This window comes from Mesorhizobium sp. WSM3860, from assembly GCF_002294995.1.
GTDB lineage: Bacteria > Pseudomonadota > Alphaproteobacteria > Rhizobiales > Rhizobiaceae > Mesorhizobium.
The window spans coordinates 472,049-484,385 of record NZ_NSGF01000002.1 but is presented as its reverse complement, the minus strand read 5'-3'; the positions used below and the strand labels follow the sequence as shown (position 1 = coordinate 484,385).

Below are 12,337 nucleotides of genomic sequence, written 5' to 3'. Positions count from 1 at the left end.
TTTTCCGTGCAGCATAGGGAACCGATCCTCGGAGGCCCACGCCCATGACCACCCCACCCGGCATCTCCGACATCCACGCCGCTGCCGCCAGGCTTTCCGGGTTGATCGTCGAAACGCCGCTGATCGAATCGCCGGAACTCAACAAGCGCTATGGCGCCCGCATCCTGTTCAAGCCGGAGACGCTGCAGCGCACCGGCTCCTTCAAGATCCGCGGCGCTTACAACAAATTGTCGTGCTTGAGCGAAGAAGAGCGCAGCCGCGGCGCCGTCGCCTTTTCTTCCGGCAATCACGCGCAGGGCGTCGCCGCTTCGGCCGCCATGTTCGGCGTCAGGGCGGTCATTGCCATGCCCGCGGACGCGCCGGCGCTCAAGGTCGGCAATGTACGCAAGATGGGCGCCGAGGTGGTGCCGTTCGACCGCTTCAAGGACGATCGCATGACGATCGTTCGCCCCTATATCGAAAAGGGAATGGCGCTGGTGCCGCCTTTCGACGATCCGGCCATCATTGCCGGCCAGGGCACGATCGGGCTGGAGTTGATGCGCCAGGCAAAGGCGCTGGGCGTCAGCCTCGATGCGGTGGTCGTGCCCTGCGGCGGCGGCGGGCTCTCGAGCGGCATTTCCGTCGCTGTGAAGGACGCCTCGGCACAGACGCAAGTCTGGGCAGTCGAGCCGGAGCATTTCGACGACACGCGCCGCTCGCTCGCCAAGGGTGAGCGGGTCTCGAACCAGCCCGGCCACACCTCTATTTGCGATGCGATCCTGACCGCCAAGCCCGGCGCCATCACCTTCGAGATCAACCGCAAGAACCTCGCCGGCGCCGTCGCCGTCTCCGACAAGGCAACGGCGCAAGCCATGCGCGACGCCATGGCGTACCTGAAGCTGGTGGTCGAGCCCGGCGGCTGCGTCGCGCTGGCCGCGCTCGCCTCCGGCGAGATCGACCTCGCCGGCAAATGCGTGGCGGTGGTGCTCTCCGGCGGCAATGTCGATTTCGGAACCTACGCGGAGATCATGGCGGCGGCGGCCTGATAAGTCAGTCGCGGCTCAATCCAGCGTCCGCCGGAACCGCACCAGCGCAACGCCGGCAAACAACGCCACGAACACCACGAGCCAGCCGATCTCGGTTGCCACAGCCGGCAGTTCCGCGCTCTTCAGCATGACGGCGCGGGTGATGCGCAAAAAATGCGTCAGCGGAAAGATCTCGCCAAGGATCTGCGCCCAGCCCGGCATGCCGCGATAGGGGAACATGAAGCCCGACAGCATGATCGAGGGCAGGAAGAAGAAGAATGTGAGTTGCAGCGCCTGCATCTGGGTGCGCGCGATCGTGGAGATCGTGTAGCCAAGCAGCACCAGCGCCAGCACGAACACCAGCACCGCCGACAGCAAGAGCGACAGCGATCCCATGAAGGGAATCGCAAACAGAAGCTTCGCCGCCGCCAGCACCACCACCACCTGTACCGCGCCGACCACCAGGTAAGGCAGCACCTTGCCCAGCATGATCTCGAGCGGGCTGGACGGCATGGCCAAAAGGTTTTCCATGGTGCCGCGCTCGGTCTCGCGCGTCAGCGCGATCGAGGTCATCATCACCATCGTCATCTGCAGGATGACGCCGAGCAGGCCGGGAACGATGTTGTATTGCGAGATGCCTTCCGGATTGTAGCGCCGGTGCACGACGACATCGAGTTGGCCGCGCGCCGCCTCCTTCGCCGCTTCCTGCATGCCTTGCGCTCTCAGCAGCGCCTGGCCGGCGACGGTGCTCAGCGTCGAGATGGCGCCGCTGGCCACCGCCGGATCGGTGGCGTCGGCCTCGATCAGGATCTGCGGATTGTCGCCGCGCTCCACCCGCCGCGCGAAATCGGCCGGGATGGTGACGACGAAGGCGACATCGCCGCGCGACATCAGGAATTCGGCTTGCGACGCACTTTGCGTCACATGGTCGAAGCGATAGTAGCCGGTGGTCTGCAGCGCCGAAACCATTGCCCGCGTGTAGGGATCGCTGCTGGTCGCGACGAGTGCAGCCGGCAGGCTCTTCGGGTCGTTGTTGATGGCGTAGCCGAACAGCACCAGCTGTATCAGCGGCACGCCCAGCATCATGGCGAAGGTGATGCGGTCGCGCCGCATCTGGATGAATTCCTTGATCAGCAGCGCGCCGAGTCTCGCGAAGGAAAAGATCGCTCTCACGCCATCTCTCATGCCATGTTGTCCTTCGAGCCGGACATGAACTGGATGAAGACATCTTCCAGGCTGGTCTCGCCGGGCGTCGCCGTCACGCCCTTGTGCTCCTTCTCGACATCGGCGAGCGCCTTTTCGAGTGCTGCCTTGTCGGAGCCGACGATATGCAGCGTGGCGCCGAAGGGCGCCACCTGGTCGACGCCCGGACGCCCCTGCAGCGCCTCGGCCACGCGGTCGAGCCGCGGTCCCTGCAACACGAAGGTGGTCAGGCCGGCATTCCTCACCACCTCGTCCACGGTGCCGGTGGCCAGCATCTTGCCATAGGAGATGTAGCTGATGCGGTGGCAGCGCTCGGCCTCGTCCATGTAGTGGGTGGAGACCAGCACGGTGAGCCCGCCGCTGGCCAGGCGGTGGATCTCGTCCCAGAACTCGCGCCGCGCCTTCGGGTCGACGCCAGCCGTCGGCTCGTCGAGCAGCAGCAGCTTCGGCTTGTGCATGATGCAGGCAGCGAGTGCCAGCCGCTGCTTCCAGCCGCCGGAAAGCGTGCCGGCGAGTTGGTTGCGGCGCGTGGTCAGGCCGAGCTCCTGCAATGTTTGCGAGACATACTCCTCGACCGGTTTCATTTGGTAGAGCCGCGCCACGAATTCGAGATTCTCGCCGATCGTCAGATCCTCGTAGAACGAGAATTTCTGCGTCATGTAGCCGACTTCGCGTTTGATCTTGAGCGCGTCGCTAAGAATGTCGAAGCCGAGCACCGTGCCCTCGCCCGCATCCGGCGTCAAAAGTCCGCACATAATGCGGATGGTCGTCGTCTTGCCCGAGCCGTTCGGTCCGAGGAAGCCGACGATCTCGCCCTCGGCGACCGTCATCGTCACATGGTCGACGACGGTCTTGTCGCCGAAGCGCTTGACCAGCCCGCGGACGTCGATGACGTTCATCTGCCGATATCCGCCAGGTCGACATCGACGATCTGGCCGGGCTGCAGCGGATGGGCATCGCCCTCCGGCCGCGCCTCGACGAGATAGACCAGCTTCTGCCGGTTCTCGAGCGAGTAGATCACCGGGGGGGTGAACTCGGGATCGGGCGACACATAGCTGACGCGTGCCTTCAAATCCGGCCCGCAGCCGTCGCAACGGACGCTGAGCAGCGTGCCGACCTTGACCGAGGAGAAGGCGGTCTCCGGCACATAGACGCTGAGCTTTACCGCGCCGTCGGGCAGCATCGAGATCACAGGCGCGGTCGGTCCGGCCGTATCGCCGGGATTGCGGATCACGTCGTCGATGCGGCCGGGCGAGGGCGCCGCCAGCACGCGCTTGGACAGTCGCCACTCGGCCTGCCCCAATTCCGATTGCGCCTGCTTGACCTGGTTCTCGGCCGCCCTGATCGTTTCGGCCCGCGCCGGCAGGCCGCCGACGGCAAGGTTGGCCTCCGCCTGGCCGACCTGCGCGTTGGCGGTCTCCAGCGAAGCCGAGGCGGTGTCGTAGTCGGCCTGGGTGCCGGTGCCGCGCTTGTAGAGATCGCTGGCGCGGTCATATTTGCGCTTGGCGTCGGCGGCCTGCGCCTTCGCCATGTCCACCTGCGCCTTGAGCACGGCGATCTCTTCCGGCCGCTTGCCCACCTTGAGGTCGGCAAGCTGCGCCTGCGCTTGGGCGAGCGCGGCCTGGGCTTGCGCCACGGCGATCTTGGCGTCGGCGCTTTCGAGCGTCACCACCGGCGCGCCCGGCTCGACACGGTCGCCGCGCTTGACCGTCACGGTCTCGACCTGCGCGACTTCGATCGGCGCCAGCAGCACATATTCGCCTTCGACATAGCCGACGGCCAGCGGCGCGGCCGGCGCGCAGGCGCCGAACAGCTGGGCCGCGAGCGGCAGCGAACACAGTAAGCTCATGATTTGACCTTCCTGTCGGCGGCTGCATCGCGCGCCGCCAGCATTGCCCTGAGGTTGGCGGTCGCGACCGCCACCACCTTGGCGGCCTCCGTGTCGCCGATCTCGCGCCAGCCCATCCTGCGCATCACCGCCTCACGTCCGATGCGGAAATAGATGACCTGCCCGATGATGGTGAACACGGTGAGCCTGGTGGCCTCGCTCTCGGCCGGTTCGCCGGTCGCCTGCTCCCAGATCTGGCACAGCCGCCGATGCGTCGGTTCGAACACGCCGGCATAAATGCGATCGAGCGCCGCCGTCGGATGCGAGAGCTCGCGCAGTACGAATTGTACGATCTCGCCGGCCTGGGGACTTGCCACGACAAAGCCGACCATCCGCGCCAGCGCGGCAAAGAGTTGCGCCCGCGCGGCTTCGGGGCTCGAAGGAGCCCCCGCCTGGGGTGCGCCGAGCGCCTGACCGGCGATACCCTGGATGGTCTCGACGATGAAGTCGGCGGCGGCGGCGCGCAGCCCCTCCTTGCCGCCGAAATGATAGGCGATGGAGCCGATATTGGCCTTGGCCTCGGCCGCGATCTCGCGAGTCGAGGTGCCGTCGAAGCCCTGCCGGCCGAACAGCTTGAGCGCGGCCTGCACCAGCGCTGCGCGCGTTTGATCGGCGGGAGAGGTTTCGCGTGGGGCCCTTTTTGGGTGCGCTTGTTTGCTCATCCTTTGCATTTAATCAATCGATTGATTAAAGTCAAGTTGAATCCGAACTCGGCTTGCCATCTTCTTGCGCGCGGGCTTTAGTGCGCGGCCATGGGCAAGGAAGTCGAGCGCAAGTTCCTGGTCGCTGATCCCGCCTGGCGCAGCCTGGTCGAGGCGCATATCCGCATTCGCCAGTTCTACGTCGCCGCGCAACCCGGACGCACGGTTCGCGTACGCATCAGCGACGGAGGCTCCGCCAAGCTGACGCTGAAGTTCGGCAACAAGGCGCGCGAGCGGGACGAATTCGAATATCCCATCCCGCTTGCCGAGGCCGAGGAATTGATGGGCTTCGCGATCGGGCGTGTCATCGAGAAGACACGTCACCATGTTAGGCACCGCGGCTATCTCTATGAAGTCGATGTGTTCGGCGGAGTGCTCTCGGGGCTGGTGGTCGCGGAGCTGGAGACGCCGGAGGACGTACCTGACGAAATGCTGCCCGACTGGCTCGGTCGCGAGGTCACCGGCGAGTCGAGGTTTTACAACGCGTCGCTGGCCCTCGGGGGGATTCCGGAGATAGCCGCATGAGCTTTCGCATCGATCCGCGCTTGCCGCTGACCGGCGAGGTCAGGCGCATATTGGCCGACGAGATCGGCAAGGTGCTTGGCCAACTCGAGACGGCGCGCGACAAGCCGGAGCAGGGGCTGCACAAGTGCCGTAAGCGGCTTAAGTGCGTGCGTGCCTTGCTGCGCCTGGTTCGTTCCGGTGACGAACCGTTTTGCCAGACCGAGAACGAATGCTACAAGCAGGTGTCGGCGCTGCTTGCCGGCCCGCGCGAGGCGACCGCTCTCATCGAGACCATCGACCGTCTGACCTCCGCCTTTCCGGATGAGACCGCGGCCGGCGGGCTCGATCCCGTCCGCGAAAGGCTGGTGCTGCGTCAGCATGAGCTCCATGCCGGTCCCGGTCTCGACGCCGCCATAAACGCGGCGGTCGCTGCCTGCCGGGAAGGGCTGGAGCGTATCGACAGGCTGTCCCTGCCCGATCAGCCCGAGCAGGCGGCCGACATACTGGCCGAAGGCGCCCGCGCCACCTTGCGGCGGGCGAAAAAGGCGCTGGATAAGGCGAGCTCGCGCGGCGAGGCCGATGACTTTCACGACCTGCGCAAGGCGGCCAAGACGCATTCGATGCATCTGTCGCTGCTCGGTCGCTTGTGGCCGGCGCCGATCAAGGCGCGCCGCAAGGCGGTCGACAAGCTTGGCGAACGGCTGGGCGAACTGCATGACGTCTTCGTCATGCGCGCGCTGCTCGCCGCCGATGGCGAGCCGCTCGGTTCGCCCGAAGACACCAAGCTTCTGCGCAAGCTGTTGAAGCGTTCGGAAAAAAGCCTCGGCAAGACCTGTCTCGCCGATGCCGCCGAACTGTTCGGCGACAGCCCCAACCGCTCGGCCAGAAAGCTCGCGCGCAAGGCGCGCGACGACCTCGCGCCGCCGCCTGAGGAAGCAGGCTCGGCCGCGGCCTGACGCCCTACGCCGGCAGCGCCCGCCTTGCTTTCGACCCGCCATTCGTCCGCGCGCCGGCATCGCGCGGATGCGGCCCGATCGGCATGATCGCCGGAAACGGCGTCGCGCCGAAGGCAAAGGTCCATTTGTAGCCGATGAGCTGGTCTTCCGGCGTGGTGTGCTGGTCGTGATGCGCAAGCAGCCTGACGCGCTCTGCCAGGTCCTCCGCCTCGCGCCGCACCATCTCCGCCGTTTCCGGCCGCATACGCCGCGAGAAGCTGACAAAGGTCGCTTCCCGTTCCAGATGGGTTATCGCCCAGCCGACAAAATTCTTGTTGGTTGTCTCGAAGTGCGGCCGCAGCGGGCCCTCGAAATCCCACTGGATCGGCGTCTCGACCAGCAATCTTGCCGACAGGCCGCGCCCGAGCGCCACCAGCCCAAGCTCTTCCAGGTCGCGCAGATAAAGGAACATCGAGGCTTCGCTGAGACCCTGTGAGCGCATGATGCCTTCGGGCGTGAATTTTTCGGACAGCATGATGAAGACGAAGAGCAGCGCCGGCCGCGCGGCCAGCTTGCGCTCGATCTCCGGCGCGACATGGTTGGCCGGTCCCGGTCCCCGATTCATCGAGCCTAGCACATTCTCCAGTTCCACGTTCGCAGCGGCGCAGATCTCCATCAGCCGATCGAGCTTGCAGTTGCGCTCATGGAAGATGCGCTTCACCGTCGGCTCGGAAACGCCCATGCGCTCGGCCAGCGCCCGGTAGGTCAGGCCCTTGGCCTTCAATGTCCGTTTCAGCGCCTCGAAGATCGGGCCGTTCATGAAATGCACCTCGTTTGCGCGAATTCGTATCACTCCTCGATACTACGCTCGAACTGGCTTCCGGGAAAGTATCGAAAAGCCTAGCTCTCGATCATCATCACAGGAGAGAATCATGAAAACCCTCATCGCTTCGACCTTTCTCGCCATCGCCGGCATCGCAACGGCTTCCGCCGCCCAGGCCGGCGAGATCTGGCGCGCCGGCGGCTTCGAGCAGCCGGAATCGACGCTGGTCGATGCCGCCAACAAGCGCATCGTCGTCTCCAACATCGTCGGCAATCCCGGCGAAGTCGACGGCAACGGCTATTTGTCGCTGCTGTCGCTGGACGGCAAGGTCATCAGCCGCCATTGGGTGGACGGCATGGACGCGCCCAAGGGCATGGCGATCGCCGGCGGCAAGCTCTACGCCGCCGACATCACCAAGGTCCGCGTCGTCGACCTCGCCAGCGGCAAGCTGGTCTCGACCATCGATGTGCCCGGCGCCGTCTTCCTCAACGACATGACCGCCGATGCCTCGGGCGAGGTCTATGTCACCGACATGCTCGCCGACACGATCTACCGTATCGACAGCGACAGGCCGGAGATGTTCATCAAGGATGCGCTGCTCGCCTCGCCCAATGGCGTCTTCGCCGATGGCGACCGGCTGATCGTCGCGTCCTGGGGCAAGGGCATCAAGCCCGATTTCAGCACGGCGGCGCCGGGCGGCCTGCTGGCCGTCGACCTCGCCAGCAAGAAGGTGACGCCGCTGCCGGGCGCGCAAAACTTTGCCGACCTCGACGGAGTCGTCGCTATCGGCGACACAATCTTTGCCACCGCCTATATGACCGGGACCCTCTACCGCTACAAGGGCGGCGGCGCGCCGGAAGCGATCGCCACTTTCAAGCCGGGCAGCGCCGATATCGGCACCGACGGCAACTCGACCATCTATGTTCCGCTGATGAACGAAGGAGGGGTCGCGGCGCTGAAGATCGACTGAGGACCATTTCGGCAACGAGGTCGATCGGGGCTGGACCGCCATATCGACGGGGGCTGCCATCTGGTTCAGCCGGTCGCTCCGGGATATCCGGCTGCAACCCGTCACATGAGCCCAGCCGTGAAGACATCCAGCCTGACCGGCGCCGCCGTTTCACCGATGATCCCAGTGCTCGTATGCGCCCTGGCGATCTTCCTCTTGTCCGGGATGGACGCGGCGATGAAGTCCCTGGTCATCGCGGTCGGTGTGTACAACACAGTGCTGTGGCGCAGCATGGTATCGACCTTGATCGCCGGCGCGGCCTGGTCGGCGGGGCCGCGCTCGAAGCCGGCTCTTCCGGTGCTGGGGCTGCATGCGCTGCGCGCCGCGGTCGTCGGCATCGTCCTGGTTTCGTTCTTTTGGGGTCTCGCCAGATTGCCGCTCGCCGAGGCGATCGGGCTCAGCTTTGTCGCGCCCCTGTTTGCGCTGCTCCTCGCCGCACTATTGTTGGGCGAACGTATAAAGCGCCAGGCTGTGTGGGCGTCGCTGGCCGGCATCGCCGGCGTCGCGATCATTCTGGCCGGCCAGTTTGGGGCCGCAAGCCGTTCGCAAGATGCCCTGCTGGGCACGGCCGCGGTGCTGGTATCGACGGTGTTCTACGGCTACAATCTGATCCTCGCGCGGCGGCAGGCGCTGGTGGCCAAGCCGGTCGAGATCTTGCTGTTCCAGAACCTCTGCATCGCAGTCATCCTTGGTCTCGCCGCGCCGTGGCTCGCCGTCGCGCTGCCGAGAGACCTGTGGCTTCACCTCGTCGGGGTGGCGATGCTGTCGCTTGCCGGGCAATTCCTGATGAGTTGGGCCTACGCCCGCGCCGAAGCGCAATATCTCATCCCGACGGAATACTCGGCCTTCATCTGGGCGATCGCGCTCGGCTGGTTCTTCTTCGGCGAGGAGGTAGCCTGGACCACGCTGACCGGGGCTTGCCTGATCGTCGCCGGCTGCCTGATCGCCGCGCGCGCCAATCCAAAACTTGCCGAGCCGATCGAAGCGGTAGTTTGAGAGGACATGTCGCTCTACGCGGTCTGCACTTTTCCTCTCAGCTGCGCCCGCGCGTCGCCAATCGAGGCGGCATAGGTGACCAGCGGCCGCTTGAGGCCGTGGTTGATCAGCAAGCGCCTCGTCTGCGGCGCGGCACCCGCGATGATGAAGCGCACGCCGGCTTGTCCGGCCTTGCGCGCGGCGCCCTCGATGACGTTTGCCGCCGTGGAGTCGAGGAACGGCACCGCCGAGCAATCGAGGATGAAATTCTTGCGCTGGTCTGCAATGCGGTCGAGCACGGCACCGACGGTCGAGGCGGCACCGAAGAAGAAGGCCCCGGAGATTCGATAGATGACGGTATCGGCGTCGGCCGCCTGGCTCGAATCATAAGTGGCGGCGCGATCGGCGACGTCCTCCGGCACCAGCGGCAGATCGGCCTCGACGGCGATGGACTTGGCCATGCGATCGACGAACAGGATCGACCCAAGCGCGAAGCCGACGACGATGCCTTCCGTCAGATCGCGGAAGATGACGATCAGGAACGTCGCCATCAGCACCAGCGCGTCGCCACGCGAGGCTCTGAGCAGCGTGGCGAAGGCCTGTTTCTCGAACATGTTCCAGCACACGATGGCGAGTACGCCGGCCAATGCGGCGAGCGGGATGTAGCTGGCCAAGGGCGCCGCCGCCAGCATCAGGACAAGCAGGATCGCCGAATGCAGCATGCCGGAGACTGGGCCATGCGCGCCGGCCCTCACATTGGTGGCCGTGCGAGCGATCGTGCCGGTGGCACATATGCCGCCGAACAAGGCCGACGCGATGTTGGCGAAGCCTTGCGCCACCAATTCGCAATTGGAGCGGTGCCGCCTTCCGCTCATACCGTCGGCGACCACGGCCGAGAGCAGCGACTCTATCGCTCCGAGCAGCGCGAAAGCGATCGCGTCCGGCAGCACGTCGATCATCCTGTCGAAGCTGACCAGCGGCAGGGCTGGCCATTGCAGGCTCCGCGGGATGCCGCCATAGCGCGTGCCGATCGTTTCCGCAGGCAAGGCGAACAGCCCCACGACCAGCGAGGCGATGCCGATGGCGATCAGCATCGCGGGCCATCTCGGCCGCCAGCGCCGCAGTAAGACAATAGTAAGGACCGTCAGCCCCGCCACGAAGGTCGCGGCCGGACTGATCGTGCCGATCGCCTCGCCGATCGCGGTCAACTTCGGCACCAGCGGCCCGGGCTCCTTGCCGGCGAGTTTCAGTCCGAGCAGTTCGACGATCTGCCCGGAGAAGATGATGACCGCAATGCCGGCGGTGAAGCCGACGGTCACGGGATAGGGAACGAACTTGATATAGGTGCCGAGCCTGAGATAGCCGATGGCGAGCAGGAAGACGCCGGCCATCATCGTTGCGAGCAGGAGCCCCTCGACGCCGACGCGCGCCACCGTCGCCGCTACCAGCACGATGAAGGCGCCGGCCGGGCCGCCGATCTGGAAGCGGCTGCCGCCAAGCGCGGAGATGATGAAGCCGCCAACGATCGAGGTGTAGAGGCCTCGCTCCGGCGTCACGCCGGACGCGATGGCGATCGCCATGGACAACGGCAGCGCGACGATGGCGACCGTCAACCCGGCGACGGCGTCGGCCCTGAAATGCGCCAGCGTGTAGCCTTCGCGCAGCACCGTGACCAGCTTGGGCGTGAACAGCTCGGCAAAGGACGGCCCCGCCTGGGGGTGGATTGACCGCCGGACCTGATCCATGGACTGCCTCTTCCGCTCCGTAAGGGCGGCGGGATCGTCGGCAGGGCTGTCGGCGGTCGCCGTCGCGACTTCTTGTGCGGCTCAGCCTTGGGAGTTCTGCGGCGAGGCAGGCTTGAGGCGCACGCCCCTGCCGCCGCGCTCGCTGGCCTGGTTCTCGCCGATCAGCTCCACCCCGGCCTCGTCGAGTGCCTGGATGACCTTCATCAGCGTGTCGACCACGCCTCTGACGACACCTTCACTCGCTTCCATGCGTTGGATGGTCGGAAGCGAAACCCCGGCGCGCTCGGCGAGCGTTTTCTGGTCGATACCGGCCAACGCCCTAGCGGCGCGCATCTGCGCGGCAGTGATCATCGGCCAGAACCCCTGTCTGAGTCTGCAGTATCAATGGATAATGCCAATATGATGATGTTTCAAGCATCATAATAAACAGTTGAAACATTAGCAATCATTCGCTGTCCGCCACCACTTTGCGCCGCTGCAGCAGGCGCGCTGCAAGCCAGCACAACATGGCCCAGGCAAAGCCGGCGCACCAGCCGGCAAGCACGTCGGACGGCCAATGCACGCCGAGATAGACGCGGCTGGTTCCGACCAGCACCGTGATGAGCACGGCGAGGCCGAGCACGAAGATCTTCGTCCTGCGGTTCGGCAGGAAGCGCGCGGCGAGCGAGCCCAGCGTGAGATAGGTCACCGCCGACAGCATCGCGTGGCCGCTCGGAAAGGAGAGCGATGTCTCGTTGACGAGGTGCGACACGAGATCGGGCCGCGGCCGGTCGACCTCGAACTTGAGCAGGCTGGACGCCGCCTGGCCGCCCGCCACCGAAACGAACACGAACAGCGCGGTCGTCGGTCGGCGCATCAGCAGAAAATAGACGATCACCGCAGTCGTGATCAGCACCAGCACGCTGGTGCTGCCGAGCGCGGTGATATCGCGCACCGCGCCTTGCAGCCAAAGCGGACCGACCGGGCTGTCCGGCTGCCCGGCATGGCGGAAGGCGAGCAGGATTTCCGTGTCGAGGGCATGCGGAGTCGTGCCGCGCGCCACGCCCATGAGTTCCACCAGGGCCCATAGCCCGCAGGCAATGGCCAGCCCGGCCACAAGCACCGGGAACTCGATTCTGTTGAGCAGCGACTTGGCGGTCGATTTCATGCGGAGCCTGGGTCCAACTACAGCCGCTGCATATAGGGTCCGAGCGTGATCAGCGCGACGGCGGCGATCGCCAGCGCGACGCCTGTCGCTTGCAACGCGTTGAGGCGCTCTCCAAAGAAGACCAGCGCCACGACATTCACCGACACCAGCTGGATCACTGCCGACAGGCTGAACGACACCGACATGCCGAATTCGCGGATCAGCCTGAGCATGATCAGATTGCCGGCGGAGTAGAGCGCCAGCGTCAGCACGATCTTGCCGAGACTCGGCGCCAGTCCCCATTGTTTGGCCGCCATCGCGGCCAGCAGGAAGATCACAGTCGAAACGCCAAGCTGCGCCAGTCCCCAGAGACTCACGTCCATCCCTCCTGAAGCGGCCTTCGCCGCGCCGCTCGCCGCTTTTG

General features: G+C 65.5%; 14 protein-coding genes. 5 read left to right on the top strand and 9 right to left on the bottom strand.

The window, feature by feature from the left end:
• Positions 1 to 44: 44 nt before the first annotated feature.
• Positions 45 to 1,025, top strand: coding sequence for a threonine/serine dehydratase (locus CK220_RS06280; protein WP_095810670.1), 981 nt, complete (start codon positions 45 to 47; stop codon positions 1,023 to 1,025).
• 15 nt (positions 1,026 to 1,040) lie between these two features.
• On the opposite strand, the gene CK220_RS06275 is transcribed toward CK220_RS06280, so the two are convergent.
• Genes CK220_RS06275 through CK220_RS06260 form a run of 4 tightly spaced genes read right to left on the bottom strand, consistent with a single transcriptional unit; the run spans position 1,041 to position 4,757 of the window.
• Positions 1,041 to 2,177, bottom strand: a complete 1,137-nt coding sequence (locus CK220_RS06275; protein WP_095810761.1) for an ABC transporter permease — start codon at positions 2,175 to 2,177, stop codon at positions 1,041 to 1,043.
• An 8-nt stretch (positions 2,178 to 2,185) separates the two neighbouring features.
• Positions 2,186 to 3,106 (bottom strand): ABC transporter ATP-binding protein, encoded by a 921-nt coding sequence (locus CK220_RS06270; protein ID WP_095810669.1) that lies wholly within the window; start codon positions 3,104 to 3,106, stop codon positions 2,186 to 2,188.
• Positions 3,103 to 4,056, bottom strand: coding sequence for an HlyD family efflux transporter periplasmic adaptor subunit (locus tag CK220_RS06265; protein ID WP_095776791.1), 954 nt, complete (start codon positions 4,054 to 4,056; stop codon positions 3,103 to 3,105). The genes CK220_RS06270 and CK220_RS06265 overlap by 4 nt, the downstream gene beginning before the upstream one ends.
• Entirely contained in the window at positions 4,053 to 4,757 is a 705-nt protein-coding gene (locus tag CK220_RS06260; protein WP_095810668.1) for a CerR family C-terminal domain-containing protein, read from the bottom strand. The genes CK220_RS06265 and CK220_RS06260 overlap by 4 nt, the downstream gene beginning before the upstream one ends.
• A 90-nt stretch (positions 4,758 to 4,847) precedes the next feature.
• Between CK220_RS06260 and CK220_RS06255 the strand changes: the two genes are divergently transcribed.
• A complete protein-coding gene (locus CK220_RS06255) occupies positions 4,848 to 5,321 on the top strand; it encodes a CYTH domain-containing protein (protein WP_095810667.1) in 474 nt (157 codons plus the stop codon).
• A complete protein-coding gene (locus tag CK220_RS06250) occupies positions 5,318 to 6,256 on the top strand; it encodes a CHAD domain-containing protein (protein ID WP_095810666.1) in 939 nt (312 codons plus the stop codon). The genes CK220_RS06255 and CK220_RS06250 overlap by 4 nt, the downstream gene beginning before the upstream one ends.
• A gap of 4 nt (positions 6,257 to 6,260) precedes the next feature.
• Here the strand turns inward: CK220_RS06250 and CK220_RS06245 are convergent, their stop codons facing one another.
• Positions 6,261 to 7,055 (bottom strand): helix-turn-helix transcriptional regulator, encoded by a 795-nt coding sequence (locus tag CK220_RS06245; protein WP_095810665.1) that lies wholly within the window; start codon positions 7,053 to 7,055, stop codon positions 6,261 to 6,263.
• Between the two features lie 112 nt (positions 7,056 to 7,167).
• On the opposite strand from CK220_RS06245, the gene CK220_RS06240 reads away from it, so the two are divergent.
• Both CK220_RS06240 and CK220_RS06235 read left to right on the top strand, forming a co-directional pair.
• Entirely contained in the window at positions 7,168 to 8,028 is an 861-nt protein-coding gene (locus CK220_RS06240; RefSeq protein WP_095810664.1) for an ATP/GTP-binding protein, read from the top strand.
• Positions 8,029 to 8,133: 105 nt separating this feature from the next.
• Complete coding sequence (locus tag CK220_RS06235; RefSeq protein WP_095810663.1) at positions 8,134 to 9,063, top strand: DMT family transporter; 930 nt, start codon at positions 8,134 to 8,136, stop codon at positions 9,061 to 9,063.
• Positions 9,064 to 9,077: 14 nt separating this feature from the next.
• On the opposite strand, the gene CK220_RS06230 is transcribed toward CK220_RS06235, so the two are convergent.
• The 4 genes from CK220_RS06230 to CK220_RS06215 all read right to left on the bottom strand — a co-directional run bounded on the left by CK220_RS06230 (position 9,078) and on the right by CK220_RS06215 (position 12,290).
• Positions 9,078 to 10,787 carry a SulP family inorganic anion transporter gene (locus CK220_RS06230; RefSeq protein ID WP_095810662.1) on the bottom strand — a complete coding sequence of 570 codons (1,710 nt, stop codon included), beginning with the start codon at positions 10,785 to 10,787 and terminating at the stop codon, positions 9,078 to 9,080.
• A gap of 81 nt (positions 10,788 to 10,868) precedes the next feature.
• A complete protein-coding gene (locus CK220_RS06225) occupies positions 10,869 to 11,138 on the bottom strand; it encodes a helix-turn-helix transcriptional regulator (protein WP_095810661.1) in 270 nt (89 codons plus the stop codon).
• Between the two features lie 94 nt (positions 11,139 to 11,232).
• Positions 11,233 to 11,934 carry a phosphatase PAP2 family protein gene (locus CK220_RS06220; RefSeq protein ID WP_095810660.1) on the bottom strand — a complete coding sequence of 234 codons (702 nt, stop codon included), beginning with the start codon at positions 11,932 to 11,934 and terminating at the stop codon, positions 11,233 to 11,235.
• A gap of 17 nt (positions 11,935 to 11,951) precedes the next feature.
• Positions 11,952 to 12,290 (bottom strand): hypothetical protein, encoded by a 339-nt coding sequence (locus tag CK220_RS06215; RefSeq protein WP_095810760.1) that lies wholly within the window; start codon positions 12,288 to 12,290, stop codon positions 11,952 to 11,954.
• Positions 12,291 to 12,337: the final 47 nt, after the last annotated feature.